Annotated in this window: 20 protein-coding genes and 1 tRNA gene; 9 read left to right on the top strand and 12 right to left on the bottom strand. The window is 39.9% G+C overall.

Going from position 1 to position 18,454, the window contains the following annotated elements; all coding sequences use genetic code 11:
• The first annotated feature begins 18 nt into the window (after positions 1-18).
• Together H729_RS01600 and H729_RS01595 are read left to right on the top strand one after the other, a co-directional pair.
• Positions 19-1,095, top strand: coding sequence for a FecCD family ABC transporter permease (locus tag H729_RS01600; protein ID WP_020448252.1), 1,077 nt, complete (start codon positions 19-21; stop codon positions 1,093-1,095).
• A 140-nt stretch (positions 1,096-1,235) separates the two neighbouring features.
• Complete coding sequence (locus H729_RS01595) at positions 1,236-1,865, top strand: class I SAM-dependent methyltransferase (protein WP_020448251.1); 630 nt, start codon at positions 1,236-1,238, stop codon at positions 1,863-1,865.
• A gap of 139 nt (positions 1,866-2,004) precedes the next feature.
• On the opposite strand, the gene H729_RS01590 is transcribed toward H729_RS01595, so the two are convergent.
• From H729_RS01590 to H729_RS01580, 3 genes are read right to left on the bottom strand one after another with little or no spacing between them, the layout of a single operon-like run.
• A complete protein-coding gene (locus tag H729_RS01590; protein WP_020448250.1) occupies positions 2,005-2,445 on the bottom strand; it encodes a DUF5817 domain-containing protein in 441 nt (146 codons plus the stop codon).
• The gene (locus H729_RS01585) at positions 2,445-2,948 is read right to left on the bottom strand and encodes a pyruvoyl-dependent arginine decarboxylase (protein WP_236608645.1); all 504 of its coding nucleotides are present in this window, start codon (positions 2,946-2,948) and stop codon (positions 2,445-2,447) included. The genes H729_RS01590 and H729_RS01585 overlap by 1 nt, the downstream gene beginning before the upstream one ends.
• 55 nt (positions 2,949-3,003) lie before the next feature.
• Entirely contained in the window at positions 3,004-3,762 is a 759-nt protein-coding gene (locus H729_RS01580) for a proteasome assembly chaperone family protein (RefSeq protein ID WP_020448248.1), read from the bottom strand.
• A gap of 94 nt (positions 3,763-3,856) precedes the next feature.
• Between H729_RS01580 and H729_RS01575 the strand changes: the two genes are divergently transcribed.
• The gene (locus tag H729_RS01575; protein WP_020448247.1) at positions 3,857-5,128 is read left to right on the top strand and encodes a M16 family metallopeptidase; all 1,272 of its coding nucleotides are present in this window, start codon (positions 3,857-3,859) and stop codon (positions 5,126-5,128) included.
• Between the two features lies 1 nt (position 5,129).
• Here the strand turns inward: H729_RS01575 and H729_RS01570 are convergent, their stop codons facing one another.
• Positions 5,130-5,585: a hydrogenase maturation protease gene (locus H729_RS01570; protein WP_020448246.1), complete on the bottom strand. Its 456-nt coding sequence runs from the start codon at positions 5,583-5,585 to the stop codon at positions 5,130-5,132.
• A gap of 53 nt (positions 5,586-5,638) precedes the next feature.
• On the opposite strand from H729_RS01570, the gene H729_RS01565 reads away from it, so the two are divergent.
• The 3 genes from H729_RS01565 (at position 5,639) to hdrB (ending at position 7,870) form a co-directional block, all read left to right on the top strand.
• Positions 5,639-6,454, top strand: coding sequence for a LysR family transcriptional regulator (locus H729_RS01565; RefSeq protein ID WP_020448245.1), 816 nt, complete (start codon positions 5,639-5,641; stop codon positions 6,452-6,454).
• 80 nt (positions 6,455-6,534) lie between these two features.
• On the top strand, positions 6,535-7,047 hold the full coding sequence (gene hdrC / locus H729_RS01560) for a CoB--CoM heterodisulfide reductase subunit C (protein ID WP_020448244.1): 513 nt from the start codon (positions 6,535-6,537) through the stop codon (positions 7,045-7,047).
• A gap of 1 nt (position 7,048) precedes the next feature.
• Complete coding sequence (gene hdrB, locus H729_RS01555) at positions 7,049-7,870, top strand: CoB--CoM heterodisulfide reductase subunit B (protein ID WP_020448243.1); 822 nt, start codon at positions 7,049-7,051, stop codon at positions 7,868-7,870.
• 417 nt (positions 7,871-8,287) lie between these two features.
• Here the strand turns inward: hdrB and H729_RS01550 are convergent, their stop codons facing one another.
• A complete protein-coding gene (locus H729_RS01550) occupies positions 8,288-8,650 on the bottom strand; it encodes a hypothetical protein (protein WP_020448242.1) in 363 nt (120 codons plus the stop codon).
• 534 nt (positions 8,651-9,184) lie between these two features.
• On the opposite strand from H729_RS01550, the gene H729_RS01545 reads away from it, so the two are divergent.
• Both H729_RS01545 and H729_RS01535 read left to right on the top strand, forming a co-directional pair.
• A complete protein-coding gene (locus H729_RS01545) occupies positions 9,185-9,616 on the top strand; it encodes a DUF3784 domain-containing protein (RefSeq protein WP_020448241.1) in 432 nt (143 codons plus the stop codon).
• Between the two features lie 522 nt (positions 9,617-10,138).
• A complete protein-coding gene (locus H729_RS01535; RefSeq protein ID WP_020448239.1) occupies positions 10,139-11,515 on the top strand; it encodes an alpha/beta hydrolase in 1,377 nt (458 codons plus the stop codon).
• A 333-nt stretch (positions 11,516-11,848) separates the two neighbouring features.
• Here H729_RS01535 and H729_RS01530 read toward each other — a convergent pair.
• Positions 11,849-11,922, bottom strand: a tRNA-Met gene (locus tag H729_RS01530).
• Positions 11,923-11,939: 17 nt separating this feature from the next.
• Complete coding sequence (locus tag H729_RS01525) at positions 11,940-12,725, bottom strand: 30S ribosomal protein S3ae (RefSeq protein ID WP_020448238.1); 786 nt, start codon at positions 12,723-12,725, stop codon at positions 11,940-11,942.
• A 254-nt stretch (positions 12,726-12,979) separates the two neighbouring features.
• On the opposite strand from H729_RS01525, the gene H729_RS01520 reads away from it, so the two are divergent.
• Positions 12,980-13,234: a hypothetical protein gene (locus H729_RS01520; RefSeq protein ID WP_020448237.1), complete on the top strand. Its 255-nt coding sequence runs from the start codon at positions 12,980-12,982 to the stop codon at positions 13,232-13,234.
• Positions 13,235-13,540: 306 nt separating this feature from the next.
• On the opposite strand, the gene mtaB is transcribed toward H729_RS01520, so the two are convergent.
• From mtaB to H729_RS01495, 5 genes are all read right to left on the bottom strand, one after another.
• Positions 13,541-14,944, bottom strand: coding sequence for a methanol--corrinoid protein co-methyltransferase MtaB (mtaB, locus tag H729_RS01515; protein WP_020448236.1), 1,404 nt, complete (start codon positions 14,942-14,944; stop codon positions 13,541-13,543).
• A gap of 15 nt (positions 14,945-14,959) precedes the next feature.
• The gene (locus H729_RS01510) at positions 14,960-15,748 is read right to left on the bottom strand and encodes a B12-binding domain-containing protein (RefSeq protein ID WP_020448235.1); all 789 of its coding nucleotides are present in this window, start codon (positions 15,746-15,748) and stop codon (positions 14,960-14,962) included.
• A gap of 283 nt (positions 15,749-16,031) precedes the next feature.
• Positions 16,032-17,195: a transglutaminase-like domain-containing protein gene (locus H729_RS01505; protein ID WP_020448234.1), complete on the bottom strand. Its 1,164-nt coding sequence runs from the start codon at positions 17,193-17,195 to the stop codon at positions 16,032-16,034.
• Positions 17,196-17,223: 28 nt separating this feature from the next.
• Positions 17,224-17,949, bottom strand: coding sequence for a hypothetical protein (locus H729_RS09370; protein ID WP_020448233.1), 726 nt, complete (start codon positions 17,947-17,949; stop codon positions 17,224-17,226).
• A gap of 106 nt (positions 17,950-18,055) precedes the next feature.
• A complete protein-coding gene (locus H729_RS01495) occupies positions 18,056-18,436 on the bottom strand; it encodes a DUF1648 domain-containing protein (RefSeq protein WP_172618642.1) in 381 nt (126 codons plus the stop codon).
• Between the last annotated feature and the right edge of the window lie 18 nt (positions 18,437-18,454).

The following is an 18,454-nucleotide window of genomic DNA, read 5'->3' as shown; positions in this document are numbered from 1 at the left end:
ATTTTATAATGTGATACCATGTCTTTCTCAAAACATCAGGAATGTGATCCTCAGAAAGAAAAATTAAAAAGGATGATCACTAAGAGAATACTATTCATATCAATATCCATCATAACCGCAATAATACTTATAGGATATTCAATAACTGTTGGTGCATCTCAGCTTACTGCAATCGAAGCATACAAAGTACTAATTAATAAAATAATCCCAGGTTTATTTGAAATACCAGATAATGCAGAATTGATTGTTATGAATATCAGAGCACCGCGGGTTCTGATGGCAGTCTTTGCTGGTATGATATTAGCTATTGGGGGATGCTTAGTACAGACATTACTTACAAACCCGCTGGCTACTCCATACACATTAGGTGTTTCATCAGGTGCAGGATTCGGAGCAGCAATCTCGATAATTTATGGCGTAAGCATTGTATCTACTACACTTGGAACAATAACAAATGCATTTTTATTCTCATTGATTCCAGTGGCGGTTATTTTGATTGGATCCAGACATAGTAAAATGACGCCTCTGACGATAGTATTGTGCGGAGTTGCAATATCATATATATTCAGCGCATGTAATACAATTCTTCAGTATTTTGCAGATGCGAATGCAGTTAAAGAAGTGGTATTTTGGTCAATCGGTGATTTGAGTCACGCACAGATGTGGCAGATTCCATACGTAGCGGCGATGGCGATATTTTTCTTTGTCGTAGCAATGGTTCTTTCAAAGGATATAAATCTGATACGAATGGGTGATGATTCTGCAAAGTCATTAGGTGTCAATGTAAACGGGGTAAGGCTTGTTGCAATTGTTCTTTCATGCCTGGCTACCGCAACTGTTGTCAGTTTTATTGGAGCGATTGGTTTTGTATGTTTATTGGCACCACATATAGCTAGGATATTCGTTGGTGGAGATCTTAGATATCTTATTCCAGCATCAGCAGCATTTGGAGCGTGTTTATTGCTGATAGCAGACATTCTTGCCAAATCACTAATTTCACCAGTACTGCTACCTGTTGGTGCAATAACTGCTCTGCTTGGGGGGCCTGTATTAGTTTACTTACTGCTAAGACCAAAAGGTGCAAATACAGTATAACTTGATCTTAGCATGAATACGTAAGGATCCATAATAGTAATACAAATAAACTGCCAGAGAAGTAAACAGATCATACACAATGTTTAAAAAACATCTAAATTAGATGTACTATCATTACGATATAGTAGGAAGGTGCGGCAATGAAAAACAACGTGAAAAGAACAATAATCAACGCAAAGAAACCCACTGGCTTCTGGGGATCGCGAGTATTATTGTCGATGAATATTCATCATGATACACTTACAGACTGGGGATTGGGACATGTGGATATTGAGCCTAATTATTGCATATTAGATATAGGGTGCGGAGGAGGAAACGCCTTATCAAAAATGTCAAAGATGGCCTCTGAAGGAAAACTCTGCGGAATTGATTATTCTGAGGTCAGCGTAAAGGAATCAAAAAAGAAGAATAAAGATGATATTAAAAGTGGAAAAATCGAGATAACTCAAGGCAGCGTTTCCAGCCTTCCGTATGATGAAAACTCCTTTGATTTGGTTACTGGAATTGAGACATATTATTTTTGGCCGAACCCTATTGAAGACTTAAAAGAAGTGAAAAGAACCCTCAAACCCAACGGGCTGATTCTTCTGATATTCGAAGCAAGAAGTGATGAAAACCCGGAAATCTGGAAAGATTATCGGGACATTGTTGATATGCACATACCCAGCGAAGCTGGAATTAAGGAAGAATTAGAGAAAGCCGGTTTCTCAGACATCATTACTGATACAAAGGGAGACTGGCTTTGTGCAGTTGGTAAAAAGATTGTGTAAAATTACCGCTGTACAAAAACAAACTATTTTAAAACAAATTTACTTGTTGTAATATAATAAATAGTTATGACTATTGAATTTATTACATATGAATATATTTGATTTTGCAAAAACAATTAAAAATAGATGAGTTAGCAGTTTACAAGACTAACTTGTATTCATCAGTAGACACTTCACAGAGTATGCCTGCAAGGAGCATTTTGGATATTGCTTCCTCAAGTTCTATGTCTTCTTTAATCTGCAGTGCTTTCCCGATATCTGCCTTAATCAAAACACCTTTCTTTTCCTGAACCTTCATAAGAGCGTTTTTTATTGATACTTCATCCTCAGGTTTCTGTTTCGGTTTTTTGACCCTGATGCGTTTACGCGGCTTCTCAGGAGGGTTTTCGATATCGTACTTCATCTGCTCACTGATCTGGCGTACAGCCTCGGCTAATTCTTTTGGTGATTCTGTAGAAAAATATACTTTCGCCCGTTTTACCTCGATCCTTGTACCACAACGAGGACAGGTTACGTGGGCGGATTTTAGATCTGCTCCTTGTACTGTAGAGCACTTGGAGCAGACGATTACGCCTAACATCAGTATTCAACAAACACTAAGGCAGCTAAGCAGGCACCATAGTGATCCATGGGAACTGACAATTCTTCTAAACGGTATTCGATCTTTTCCATCTCAATTCCACGAAGTTTTGCCATTTCATCCATTTTCCATTCCATGATCTCTTGAAGTGCTTTTTTGCTGCCATGGATGTGCCCTTCAGCTACATAACCGCCTTTACCATCTTTGCGGAGACCGTAAGCAATACCGGCAGAGATCATTTCACCCTCTCCACCGCGCATCTGCGCAAGAACACAGTGGGTAATAGTTCCCATCGGCAATTCTCTGATACTTACCTGTTCTGCTCCAATTGGTAATATGGAAGATACTGAAACTATGTTGAGTTCTCCAATTCCGGCTTCTAATAACGCCTTATCAAACGCATTAAGGTCTGAAACTTTACTTACTGCGCAGCCAGATGAAACGAAGAACTTCTTCGGAACAAGATGCATGCGCGATGTAACCAGAACAAGTAATTTAAGCATTTGCATCAGCCGCCCCGCAGTTGGTCCAGAGAGACGGCTGTTTGATGCAGATTGCTTAACCATAGATGACAGAGTCTTCGAATGAAGATTTTTGTTGAGGGTTTGTGCTCTCCTGCGCTTTTTTAAGTTGTTTTTCCATCTCTTCAGCTTCACGATACAATGGATCTGGATCAATCTTCAGTTCAGGAAGCATTTTTGCAACTACCTCCAAAAGTTTTGCTGATCCGCGGGCATCTGGATACTCAGCACGCGCTGCACCTAGAAGACACATTACATCTATGCCTCTTCTCTCTCCCTCATAGAGCAGTACACCAGAAATTCCACTGATTATGCCCTCTTTCATCTCCTCTACGCCGTATTTAGAAAGCATATCTCTTGCGGCCTGTGTGCTTCCTACCCCCATAGGACTCAGGTCAGAAGAGCCGGGTTTAGCAACTCCTTCCAGAGTTACAACAGTCTTTATCCCTTTTTCATCACAATAGTCCAAGAGAGATTCGGCAAGAGGCTTGATTGTCTCCGGCTTAGGCATAAATTCCGCCACTACGGTTACAATTTGTTTACACAGTTCAGTATTAGTGCATTTCCTGTCGCCGGCATAAATCCTTACTGGAGGAGACGGAACACCTTCATTTATCAATGTGTACGGGGGAAAATCAGAAGAAAGAATTCCAGCAATTCTGCTTAAACCAGATGTCCTGACTACATAATTAGCTGCGATTGAGCTGACCAATCCGACTGACGGGAAACCGACGATCATCATTCCACTTTCAAAGATATTATCGTGGTACTCATGGATCTTAAGTTCTGAAACCATATCTACTCCTCAGAACATTTTGGGAGCAAATGCTATACTTACTTTTCGAAATTAAGGGAAAAAGAGATATCTGCAATAAGGTGTAAGTGCAGGCATGAGTGACGAAATAAAACTATTACACACTTCTGCAGGCATTCCAGTAATTACTGAATCCATTTCACAATCTCATTCAGCCTCAGCCGCTATATATTTAGGAACAGGTTCTAGAGACGAATCTGACAAAAAAGCAGGCATAGCTCATCTTCTGGAACACATGATGTTTAAAGGAACGCCTAAAAGGAGTTCCAAAGATATTGCTGAAGAGATTGAAGCTGCCGGAGGAGAACATAACGGATACACCACATATGAAGTGACCGGTTATCACATATCCTCACTTGATGAAACATTTCACAGCAGCGCAGATATCCTTTCAGATATGGTTAAAAATCCTCTGCTGAAGCAGAGCGACCTGGATACTGAAAGGAATGTAGTGATACAAGAAATCAGAATGATGGAAAATGACCCGGATGATTATATTCATACTCTGTTCTCACAGACCATCTGGGGCGATCATCCCCTCGGACGATCCGAAGCAGGTTTTGTAGAGACTGTTAAAGCGCTTAATGCTGAAGATCTCAGGGAGTTCTTTGAATCAAATTACAGACCGCCAAGAATGGCAGTGGTCGCAACAGGCAACATAGATGAGGATAAGATTGTCGCGTGGGCCTCAGAAAACTTTGATGATCTTGCAAAAGCCAAAGAGAGGGAAAGAACCGCACCGAAGCCAAATGCCAAATTTATGGTATACCCAAAGAAAGATCCGCAGGCTTACATCTGCATGGGATTCCCTGCGCTAAAGTCTGCCGATCCTGAAAGACATGCGCAGAGACTTATGTCTGCAGTATTCGGAGCCGGAATGTCATCACGCCTGTTTCAGGAAATAAGAGAAAAAACAGGTATGGTCTATGAGATATACTCAAGCGGAACGGCATATACAGACTGCGGAACCCTGGACGTATTGTTTAACACGGATGTAAAAAAAGAAGAAGAGATAATAAGACTTGTAGCGGCAGAAATGAAAAAACTGAAAGAAGAAGGTCTCAGACCAGGAGAACTGGACAGAGCTAAACATATGATGAAGGGTGCATATGTGCGGAGATTCGAATCGAGTGAAGCGCGCATGATAAGACTTGGAGAATCATATATGGCTACAGGAAAAGTTACGAGCATCGAAGATCTTCTTAAAAAGATGGATGCGGTAACAGAAGAAGATGTGTTAAAGATCGCTGGCAGGCTGCTTGACAGAAGCAGACTGAATATAGCGGTCCATGCACCAGAAAAAGAAAGTAAAAAAGCTGTCAAGAATCTAGAAGACCTTGACTTCTGATTTACTCTTTAATTAATCTCAAAACTGTGTTTACAGCTTCCGGCAGAGCAGCTTCCACTTCTGGAGTCATCTTGTCGTTTACTGTAAACACATCATTAACTTCCACTGCTACGAATTTTATATCTTTTGGAAATGTGTCTGGAGCCAGTTTCAGACCAAGCTCGATAGTGGAAGGAATATTTGCTTCGTGAGCGTTGATTCCATGAACACTGTTGCTAAAGGCATCTCGATCCAGGACCATGACCATCCCTGGTTTTTCACCATAGTTCATGATTGCATCAATTATGATGACTCTGTCATAGCCGATCATAACTTCGATAAGATCCAGACCGCTTGTGCAGGCTTCCTGGAGAGTTACACCTTCCAGATTCATCTTTTCCAGTTCCTCAAGAGTTCTGAGACCGATCGCATCATCAGTCATGATGGGACTTCCTATTCCAAGAACGAGAGTATTCATCAGATGGTTTAACACCGGAAGCTACTAAAAATTTTTCACTCATTACCCTTTCTATGGCAGCCTCGAGAATATCTCCATCGATATCTATCGAAATCAATGGTACAGCTCTTACACCCAGACAAATGGAAGTCATTCTAGCTGTCAAAGAAGAAAAAAGCCAGAACAAAGCTGCGTCTAAGCTGGGCATTACTACTCCCGTTCTAAACCGATACATATCTCAGATCGAGAAGAAGACCGGTATAAGTCTGGTACAGACTAGAGAAACCGGCACTGAACTGACTGAAGAAGGTCAGCGCATAGTTGAAGAATATTACAGACTAAAAAACAAGCTTGAAAAAAATGACTTTCTCAATATCAGCGGGACGCCTGTTTCTCAAGAACTTTTGATGAGTGCTTTGAGTGCGGTTGACCCTGAAGGAAGATGCAATCTTATGATATCAGATGATAAGAAAAACTTGTCAGATCTCAAAGCAGGCATTGCAGATATGATTGTTCTTGATGATCCCCTTTATCTTTTTGAGGCTGAAGAATTTGAATGGGAAACTATTGGAGAAGACAGACTGCTGCATGAGGATCATGGGGAAAGATATGCATATTTTAGATACGGTGCCCAGAGAATAGGATTCAGATACCTGGAATTAGAGAATATTCCCTACAAAATCGAGAGGACTTTTTCATCCATGCCTGCACTGGTTGATTCGGGTCTGAGCTTTTTCATAAACGAATCCCTTGCTTTAAGAAGAGGCGTGTCAGTAAAAAGCATCACATCTCCAGAACAGCTCACCCATGAGATTACAGCAGTATACTCTGGAAACAATCCATTTATAGAGAAGATAATTAAAGAACTCAAAAGGCTGCGAAATATGTAACCTATATAGGTTATACTAACCAGATTTTTTGTTTACGTTTAAATATCATGGTTAACTTCTCGGATCCAAAAGGTGTATCTATGGTTACCATCGATCAAGCCAATCAGGATTTTGCCCAAAAGGTACAATCCATGGATGGGGGAGAAACCCTCATGCTCTGCTTCCAATGCGGAACATGCACGGCAAGCTGCCCCTCTGGAAGGTTAACTGCATACAAGACAAGAAAACTCATCCGCAAAGCACAGCTCGGTTTGGAAGATGAAGTTTTGAGCTCACCCGACCTCTGGATGTGCACAACATGCTACTCATGCATGGAGCGCTGCCCCCGCGGTGTTGAGATTGTTGACATAATCACACTTCTCAGAAACTTAGCTGTAGAGAAAGGTGTAATGTCTGCTCCACACAAGAAAGTAGGAGAAATGCTCGTAAAATTCGGTGCCACCGTTCCTCTGAATTCAGAATATGAAGATAAGAGAGAGGCTCTCGGTTTAGCTCGTAAACCAGCAAACACACTTGGCGATGAAAAAGCTCTTGCTGACGTCAAGAAGATCCTGAAAGCTACCGGATTCGAAGACCTTGTCGGAGGTAATTAAAATGGCTAAATACGCTTTATTCTTAGGATGCGTTGCTCCTGCTAGGTACCCCGGTGTTGAACTGGCTACCCGTGAAGTCTGCAAAGCTCTCGGAATTGAACTTGTTGAACTAGAAGGCGCTAACTGCTGCCCTGCACCTGGTGTGATAAAATCATTCGACCAGAACACATGGCTTGCCGTAGCCGCTCGTAACCTCGCTCTCGCTGAAAAGCAGGGTGTAGACATCATCACAATCTGCAATGGTTGCTATGGATCACTCTTTGATGCAGCTCATATCCTCAACAATGACCCAGAAAAGCTTGCAGCAGTAAACAAGATCCTTAGTGAAGTAGGACTCCAGTACAACGGAAAGACCAAAGTACACCACTTCGCAGAAGTATTCTACAAAGATCTTGGAATTGACGCCATCAAAGCAAAGTTCACCAACCCATTGGATGTCAACGTTGCAGTCCACTACGGATGTCACTTCCTAAAGCCAAGCAACCTCAAGAATCTTGATGACCCCGAGCGTCCAAAGATCCTCGATGAGCTTGTAGAGGCTACCGGTGCAAAATCAATTGACTACAAAGACAAACAGATGTGCTGCGGAGCCGGCGGCGGTGTAAGATCTGGTAACCCAGAACTCTCTTCAAAGTTCACAGAAGAGAAAATGAAGAACATGAAAGCTGTAGGCGCTGAATACATCATTGATGTCTGTCCATTCTGTCACCTTCAATTTGACAGGACACAGAAAGACGTCAAAGACTACGGCCTTCAGGTTGTCCACCTTGCTCAGCTTTATGGTCTTGCCCTCGGCATACCAAAAGAAAAGCTCGGAATGTAAGTCTAAGACTGAACAAAACTTCTTCGACCGCTTCGGCGGTCTTTCACTTATTTTTAGATTAAAGAATGAAATTTCTATTGAAATGTATATTCAACAAAAAATCACAGATATTGCGATAATAAAAATGAATGCTGCATCTGTGCATAGGCGAATTTTTATACAAAATATAGTAGAGAAGTAGAATATAAAAAGAATTAGTTGGATATATATGAGTTGAAATGGACGTATTGAAAACAATATGTAAGTGCTTTGTAAAGTTGCAAAACAGGATAAATGTCGTCATGTGTATACGAACATTCAATATTACATGAATCACAGCTTGAATTAAATCAAATTATATTTGATCATATTGTGAGGTAGACATGGTGTGTTTTGAAAAAGATACTTTATATTGTATGGGCTAAACACCATCCCGCATCACTCATTATGTATACGATATTTTTCATCTATTTTTTGATATATCCACAATAATGCAAAAATCCCTAAAATACACATTGTAGTAGTAACTGAAAGTACAGTATCATTTATTTTATCTGGAGCAAATAGATATATACATATTGGTATAAAATACAATAGTCCATACCCGCCCCACATAATTCCATTGGCCCTATTGTATGCTTTAACATCTGTAATATCTGATTCAGATATTTCTGTTCCGGCATAGAAATACATTGGGGTCTTTCTCTTGCACGCATATACACCAATCGAAACGAACACTAAGCCTACCATAAAGAATACTATAGAAACAGTAATGAATATTGTTTCTGTATCTATCTCCATATTAAACACCATATTTAACTGAGAGATATATAGATTTCATTATCAATTTGACAGGGCACAGAAAGACGTCAAAGACTACGGCCTTCAGGTTGTCCACCTTGCTCAGCTTTATGGTCTTGCCCTCGGCATACCAAAAGAAAAGCTCGGAATGTAAGTCTAAGACTGAACAAAACTTCTTCGACCGCTTCGGCGGTCTGATCTTAATTTTTTAATGAATCACCATGTTTTTTATACACAATGTTTTTGTTAAATGAACATGCATATTGAATAATTCATGACAGTAAAAATTTCATTTTTTTAATGACATCGAGCGATTATCAAAAATGTGTTTTTATAGACTACGATGACCATAATTGAACACTAACTTTTATTCCAAGAGATTTTGTTTTGTTTTTTAAAGATGTTGTGAGATTCAGTAAATGTCTTTGACATATGCCTGACCATCTACCATGACTTATATGTCGTACAATCAATATACAATTCAACAATAAATAAGAGTATAATTATGATACAAACGAATTTGGAGATGAGTGCGTGTATATCAAAAGCAGAGTGAAAAATGCTGTAGTTATGGCCATCATTCTAGCGATAATGCCAATAGCAGCAGCAATAGGCATCTCATCAGGAAGAGTTGGTGAAGAATATGTGATCGTAGTTATAGTCTGTGCAACATTTCAAGCTATGGGAATACTGTATTATATTGGGTTTTATGAAATTATGACTGGGTTCACTACAATGTCCAAAGAGGAGATTAAACAGTATAATACTGAGAATATAACATCATTCTTAGGCATTGCACTAACAATTTCAACACAGGTTTCATTTTATCTTGGTATGATTATATCGATCAAGTATGGGACAGGTAGTGGTGTAATCACGATGATAACAATACTTACCATCACTGTAACAATAAGCTTTATGTATACCGCAATTGGAAAGAAATTCCGGCATCAGATAGATGGATGAACCCATGGAAATAAACAATGAAATGGTGCACATCAGCAAACAAAGAAGAAAAATTGCAATAATGTGCACAACCTGGACAATAATCCCGCTGGTGAGTGTGTTAATCATATTCACGAACTATGCCAACGAGATGTCAGTTGCTATCATATTTACTCTATGCGGGATTATAAATTTCACAGGTATTGTTGCACACATCAGAGCTATACAACAAAGCGATAGTCAAAAAATAATCGCGATAGGTAATTGGTTAGTATATGGATCATACATAATATATATTGTAGCTATGACATATTTGCTTATAATTAGTTAAGCAGTAGATTTTATACAGATATTCTTTTTACAGCTGATAGCAGAGCAAGGATACATCGTGTTGGAAGATTTTAAAAAAAGCAAACACACACTATATAAGCTGAAAATAGATTTCCCTACGTCTTCAAACTACGATGCTGCTGAACAACATAGTATCGTGTGTTTCAGATTATTTACAATATCTACAGGTCATATGCATTTTAAAGAGGTGATATGGTGGAAAAAGAAGGAAGGTGGGCAACGGTAGCTGCATTCATTGTCGCTATCGTAATATTTTTAGCCAGCGTCTTCGTTTGTATTTCGAATGATACGAGTGAAGCCAAGGAATTGCCGGTCGCTCCAGAAAAACAAGAGCTGATTGATTTATCAGAACACTACATGGAGGAATTGAGAGCAGGCAACATTGATGCTGTTTATGAAGACACGTTGGATGAATTTAAAGCAGAGATAACATTCGACGAGTTTACGCAACTTGTAGCTGGAATTTTTCAAAAAGTTGGACATTACATTCAAACAAATGATTCAATAGTTGAAATAGGGTCGGAATATGATACAGTAGTACTTGATGAAGAATACTCAAGGTTTTTAACAAAAACAATATTTGTGTATGATGATGCATCCAAAATTGCAGGATTTGCAGTACAATCCAATGGATACAACGCAGAGTCATCAGATAAGTGGCATGAAGTTGCACTCAGCGCAGGACAATCAAAATATCCACTTGAAGCAGCATTAACATTGCCAGATAATGTTGAAAAAGCTCCGGTAGTAATTCTTGTAGCTGGATCGGGACCTACTGATCTGAATGGAACGATTGGTGCGGCAGAAAACGCCCCGCTTAAGGACATTGCTCATGGTTTAGCAGATCAGGGAATTGCTTCACTCAGGTTCGATAAGCACGCATACGATTATGGAGCAGTTGGATTCCCCGAGAACTTCACAGTCTATGATGAATATCTGTATGATGTGAATGCAATTATAGATCAAGTATCTCAACGCAATGACATTGATGCAAACAGAATCTATGTGCTGGGACACAGCCAAGGCGGAATGCTGGTCCCGATGATTGCCAATGAAAACCCTGAAGTGAAAGGTATAATTTCAATGGCTGGCACTCTTCGTAACTTTGAAGATATATCATATGATCAAAGCGTATTGATAATTAAACAATCTGGACTCAGTGAAGCCGAAGAAGAGCTTACAATTGCTATACTCACTCAGCAGTTAGAAGAAATAAAGAATATTCAAGAAGGCGACACTGGAGCATATTGGGGAATGCCTGCATCATATTTGTACAGCATGAATTCGGTAGATAGAGTTGCAATGGCCAAGGCTCTTGAGATTCCAATGCTGATCCTTCAGGGAGCAGATGATTTCCAAGTGTATGCTGATGTAGATTATGTTCTCTGGCAGGAAACATTAGCTGACAAAGATAACGTAACATATCATCTCTACGATGGTCTGAACCATTTATTCATGGAGTCTGACTCTCAGAAAGATGTCATTGATACAACTGTATATGATGCTCCAGCAAATGTTGATCAGAGAGTAATCGATGATATTGCCAGCTGGATAAACAGTTTAAACTGATGACTTCTAAGTCATCTTTTTATTTTTATATCTGGTAAAATAAAATATGAACAGATGATCGTATCAAAAATTGGGTTTTCAATATCAATGAAATTTCAAAATGGACTCTAAAGGAAATAAAATAACCTAGTCCATAATGATACTGCTTGCAATAAAAAGTGCATATCAGCAAACAAAAAAAGAAAATCTATGATGTGTCACCGTCTAGGTAAGTTCTTCGTAACGAGTGCGCTACTACATAGTCTAAGATATCATAAATAAAAGAAATATCGAAATCAATGAGTCATAATTACTACAAAGAATATGCCCATAAATTAATACAAAACTAGTTAGTGCCGAGGGTGGGCTTTGAACCCACGACCTATGGATTATGAGTCCATCGCTCTACCAGGCTGAGCCACCTCGGCACGGTTTAGTGTTATGTTTAGTTTTCTTCTGCTGGAGTTTCTTCTGCAGATTCTTCAACAATTTCTTCAGATTCAGACTCTTCGGAAACCGCTTCTTCAGCTGGTGCTTCTTCAGATGCTTCATCTTCAGATTCTGGTTCTTCAGGTTCGGCTACAGCAGTTTCCTGCCCTATTCTTTCCTGAATACTTAACTCATTCTCATCAGGAGTTCCGGCTTTGATGACCTCGGATTTTCTGATTTCAATCCTTTTGATGGGAATGATTACTTTAACTGCATTGGAAAGATCTCTTGACAGATCTCCAGAGATTATAGACTTTACGAGATCGGAGATAGACATATCTGCAGCCATGGTTGTGAGTGTTTCTGTAAGAATGTTTCTTACAGCAGTCTCCTGAGCTGCCTGAATACGCTGCTCTGTGATGCTCATGGGTTTGATACGAACGACAAAGTTGTCCTTTGTACGAACATCAACAACATGATCAGTCTTTGTTCTCTTTCTTCTTGTTAATCTGCGAACGTAATCACTGGTGAGTTCATGTCCAATGAATGCAGTGTGTGCTTCAAATCCATTGACATCCTCTACACTGAAACGCATTTTGATGTGCATTTTAGAGAAATCACCGGTTAATTCGTGTACTGTAACTTCAATATTTCTTCCAATAAGCGAGGCTGGATCAGCGCTAGGTGTCTCTCCGAGTTCAACCTGATTGAACATACGAGGAGCGTAGAGTTTGTACCACTCTTTTGCCTTCCACTTGTCCTTCACCTTACGCGCTGCGGCCTTGCCTTTTTTAACTGCCATTGTTTTGCCTCCACATTGGCGGCAGACCCCGCAGCAATTTAAAGGAACTACTGCACTTCTGCCAGATTAAATGAGATAAATTAGGCATGTACCGCTTATACTTAAATCTTGTTGTAACATAGATATGATAGTGTGTTAACTCTATCATGAATATGATAAAAATCAACAATGATAAAGAGAGGATGGTATGTAGTAAAATCAAAAAAATATTGCATATTGCAATATCGTCATCATCCAATTAATGAAGGTATAATATGAAGATTATGCCAGAAAAAATAATTGCTAACATACATATTCTCACTGCAAGAACACTATTTTTTATTCCATACCTTTCAATCGTCCAGGATGTAGAAAAAGGAAATAAAAATCCCGCAATTCCCGCAATGGTAAGCAATAGTCCAAGTGATGTTGCTAAACTAACCCCAAATATGGGAAAGGACATAGGCACTATAGAGAGTATCATGCCCACGTATAAAAACTTAGAATGTTTTGCTTCCCTATCAAAGTAGATCTTGGCATTATGTTCACATGCCTTGCTACAGAATCGTTTATCAGAGATATTATGACAGTATTCACAATACACTTTGATCGCCCCAAAATATGATCATTTTAAGATATAAATATTACTCCTAGATAATATCTTAAGATGTGTAGCATAATTCATACAGTCAAATTTTACAATTCGCAATATGTCATAAAGGTATGTGTGTTTGCTCCATATATCATAGAGAGCTATAAACTGTAATCTTTCCCAAAAATATACTGATGAAAAAAAGGTAAAAGGAAGGGGTTTGATTTCAAGAATTTGAACTTGTTTAGAGTTCGTAGTTCTTGGGGTTGAATGCAGGCACATCTTTGTACTCTTTGAGAGCCCAGTCGACGAATTTGCCTTCCTCGTCTGGCAGAGAGTTCAGATCGGTGATGATCTTGTTGAGTGTGTCTTTTTCCTGCTTGTTGAGTTTCAGTTTTCCCTTGTTGTTAGAATCTCTGATTAACTCAGCAGCTTTGAGACCAGCAGCTTTTGCCCTCAGGTAATAGCTGTCGCCTGCTTCGATGATAGCCTGTCCGATCTTGTATGCGTTGTCGTATGCAAGGATGAATGGTTCTGCACCTCTGAACCTGTCAGAAGCTGTGTATATGTCCCTGAGGACTTTGTCCTGCTTCATCTGTTTTGAAGCGTTCATTAATGCAGCTTCATATCCGATTACACCGAGCCAGCACTGAACGGATGATCCACCAAATTCTGGGTGGTATTCGACAGACTCGTTGGACCACATGTCGCAGGTAGCTGCGATTAAGTTACCCATAAGATCAGCGTGAGCATCCTGAGCGCCTTTTCCTTCCTGACAAATTGGGTTACCAGAGATTGCTTTGAGGATAGGTCCTTCGTAACCGCAGTCTTTGTCTGGTCCGGTTGCACCGCATTCGAAAGCCACTAAAGATCTTGCAGAAGCAATAGCACGTGTAACTGCAGAGAAGGTCTTTGGAACATCTTTGTCCAAGTAACCGCCGGCCATGAACATAGCAGTGTTAGCACCAGCGCAGTTTGTATCTCCACCAGCTACAACTTTCTTTCTCTTTGCAAGGTCAACAATCTGTGTCCAGAGCCATTCCATATCAATTGATCCGAGGTAACCGATACCGAAAAGCCATCCTCTGATATCCTGACGGACAACAGCGAAGTCTGAGATTTCTTTTCCACCGACTGATTCAATGGAGATTACATCTGCTCCAGCTTCAGCAGCTACTTCGAATGATTCGATCATTTTTTCTGGATAGTTGTGGGTCTTGTCCTGTCCGAATCTCATTCCCTCTTCATGTAAACGTGAGTCAGCGCATGTGTGCCTTACAGCGCAAGCAATTCCGTACTTGTCGTGGTAGTTTTCAATGACCGCCTTCTGACCAGCGACTACGGGCTTTGCGAATTTCTCAGGCTCGTTGCTCATCTGGAAAATCCATTCGTTTTCTAACTGAACAGATGGGAAACCAAGTGTAACTGCTCTGTTCATGACGTCTGTTGCGATGTAGTCAACATACTCTTTTGTAAGGGACTCTACGCTCTTTTCGCTTCCTGGTCTTGGTGCAAAGTTGATTTCAGGAATAACTAAGCCCTGACCTACTTTAATTCCTAATCCGTATGAAATTGGCTTCTTTGCTTCTCCGAAGACCATTTCGTCTGCAGAGGCATATGCCATTTTAGTATATTTTGTAGTAGCCATCTTAAATCACCTCATTTATGCTTTTCCATTAATTATATCGTCCCAGTTGGCTCTGATCTTCTTCCAGTCCCATCCATCGAGTGCCTTGTTTGCAAGACCTGGGCCTTCTGCAGCTTTTGCACTGTAGATACCCATATCGTAGGATTCTACGTACTCTCTGTTAACTGCACCACCGGCGCATATGAATGGAAGTTCTACTCCAACCTCTTTAAGTCTGCTGGAGATCCTAGAGAATGCAGACATGGTTGTGGTCATGAGTGCAGTTCCAGTAAGTACATCTGGTTTCTGTTTCTGCACTTCAGCGACTACTGTGTCAACGAGGATATCTTTTCCAAGATCTACTACATTAAATCCATTTGATTTCAGAAGAACTGCTGCGATATTCTTTCCAATATCGTGTGGGTCTCCCTCAGCTGCGTGCATCATTACTACGCCTTTGTATTTTCTCTCTCCGCTCAAGGCTGCCTCTGCAACTCTTGTTCCACGGGTCATTGCATCGGATGCAACCATCACATGTGGCAGATAGTAAATACCGCGTCCATATAATTCAGCTACAATATCCATTCCAGCAAGGAGACCTTTTTCAATGATGTCCTCTGCACTTAATGTTTCAAGAGCTTCGCTAACATGCTTCTCGATGTCCTTTGACTTTAAATTCATGACATCTTGTGCGATCTGCCTTAAGAATTGATTCTCAGGTAGATACTGTTTTGCGATGTCTTCCGGCTTCTCACTTGATTCGACAACGATATCGTATCTAATCAAGATTTTATCTGCATTTACTGCATCAAAATCTAAACTCATTTACTCACTCCTCGATGCGAGTTTATCAAAGTTCCCTGCTTAAACCCGCACATAATTAACAGTCATATCAATGCATCCAATATACTTTACGGTGCGTTTTTTAGAAAAATATTTAAACACTGGCATCAAAGCGGTTGGTACATCCATCCAGTAAAATAAAATTTAAACATATATAAAATAAACATAATTGATTTATAATACAACATTAGAAAAAACAGATAATAATACAATAGATGAGCCGATAATTTCATATACAGTAATTAATAAAAAATAAAGAAGAGTGTTAGGTAAATGCAGTGAATTGTTTCCTCTGTAGACTTGTACAATCTACAGAAAAGATAGTGGGAAAATCAAATCCCTGATGAGGCCGAGAGATTGTAAGAAAATTCTTAGAATCAATTACATCATGTGTTTTATAGCTATCAGAAGTTGTGATTTTAGAATCTTGGAGTTTGTAAGTATAATGATACATGTTGTAATACATGTTCAAAAAATCCCCGTCACCAATATCTGTAGCTAGATGAAATAGTCTTGAGGTATGTACTAAAAAGTTATTGTTTACAACATCGATTGTGACTTTAGAGCCGCCTTCGGTTGTAGGAATGTATGCCTGTGTCCATACGTGGTTTATCCAAGTACCTTTAGATGTATTATACAAGGCACCCATCTCCAGCCATGCTGGAACTCCAGCTGCTCTGGCTAACGAACAAAACAATACAGATTGGTCGTCACAATCTCCGCGCTTGCTGTGAAGGAGCTGCAAGGCGGTCTGCGGGATCCCTCCATATTCCTTGTATGAAATATTGTCGTCAATCCATAGATAAATGAGTTTAAGTATGGAATACACGTTTGTTTCACTTCCCACAATCTCATCAGCTAATTCTCTTATCTCCCCTCCAGTGTAAATCACATATCCATTATTCCAGCCAGTTATCGTTGGTATCCATTCACTTCCATCTCCACTTTCAGAAATGAGGTATGATTTCATACTGCTGAGTGAACCATTGAGATTCTGCTGAATGTAATCGACATTCAGAGAGTTCGATTCGTCTATATCCCAGACATGTGAATAACAATCTACATCATAGGAAATGTTTGAAGTAAATGTCTCCTTGGCACTGACATTGGCACCGTTCCAACGAATCCAATCTATGCCATAATCTGAAAATTCTTCGTAACTGTTTAGACTAGACTGGCTGTTTATTTTCTGCAGAGTGATTCCATCTACAACATAATCTGTAGCTTTTGGAATTGTGACTGAGTATGTCATTTTTTCATTATGCAGAGTAACCGAGACGTTTCTATCCATCTCGTAATGAGAATCTTCAGGATACCTTGCAGATCCTTCAAAAACATAATCTAGAAAACTATGACCAACGGGAGTGAAAAGCAAGGATGCCACGATAATAATCGCGGCAATCCCCGCAACTGCTTTTCCTGCACCCATGCAGATTCAAAGTTGAGGTAAAGGAGTATTAATGTTTCTGCTGCTGGCGTTCTCTCCGTTCTTTTCTTGCAGTCTGCTTGGCAAGATGCCTTAGAGCTTCTTTAACATAGGCTGGCAGGATCTTATCAAACAGATACCAGTAATAGACGAATATGAATACTATTGAAAGCCCGTAAAGAGCATAGCCTAGTACATCAAAGCCGCCTGTAGTCAGTTTGTATCCAAGAAGGAATACGGCTAAGTGTATAACCACTGCTTGAGCAAAGTATGACCACATGCGTCCGCGGGCTGCACCGATACCTACAGTAACTGATGTAGAGATCGTTAGAAGTGCTGTCTGAATGGAAATCATGATCATTATAGCAAGAGAAGCTATCTCTATGCCTGTTTCAGACATCCCGGATATTGCGGCATTCATGGTACCAAATGCAAGTGCAGCTGCCATACCTGCCCCTAATCCAAAGGCATAGAACGGCGTATCAGCTTTAAGCTGGAAGCGGCGCAGGTTTAGAATAATTAATTTCACTAATTCTTCTAAGACAAATGCCAAGAAGAAATACCCAGGGATGATGATCGACACTGCGTACAGCACCACACCTATGAATATACCTACAGCAAACATTCCAAAAAATGTCGGGTCGCTAAAATATGGTTTCTCTACCTTAGGATATGTGTAATTACGCAGAGAAATAAACATTAGCGCCACAGGAGGTGCAAAACCTATCAAGGCCGCGAGCATTGATATGAAATTCATCTAAGGCTCGCCACGATGTTTCGATATATAGTTTTTTGTAGACCATATCTATTGCATAACCAACTATCTGCAATTTTGCATTATGCCTGATGTGTAACCTGATTTATTAATATCCGTATTTAAAGCCAAGATAAACATACCAGATATCCACAGCTGATAAGACTGTCAGACCTATTATTGAACATATCAGTGTTGCTTTTTCTCCAGTTTTTACCTTTTCATCTTCCTCTAATAGCCTGACAAGCCTGCATATTCCAAAAAGAAATAGCCATAAGACTAAGCCGATTGCAGAGATAGTTAGAATGGAATATTTACCAGCATAGTCTGTGATGTTTCCATTAAAGTCTGTATGAATTGGTACATGATCAGGCAGGAAGGGAATGGAAGGTATAGCGACAATCCACGGCAAAATGACTATTATTCCCATTAAAACGTAGTATCCTCTATACATTCCATTCTTCTTATTCTGAGTCATTTGAATCGACATGCCGTACTTCCAATCAGA

Source organism: Candidatus Methanomassiliicoccus intestinalis Issoire-Mx1 (assembly GCF_000404225.1).
GTDB lineage: Archaea > Thermoplasmatota > Thermoplasmata > Methanomassiliicoccales > Methanomassiliicoccaceae > Methanomassiliicoccus_A > Methanomassiliicoccus_A intestinalis.
This window is presented reverse-complemented; position numbering and strand designations above follow the sequence as displayed.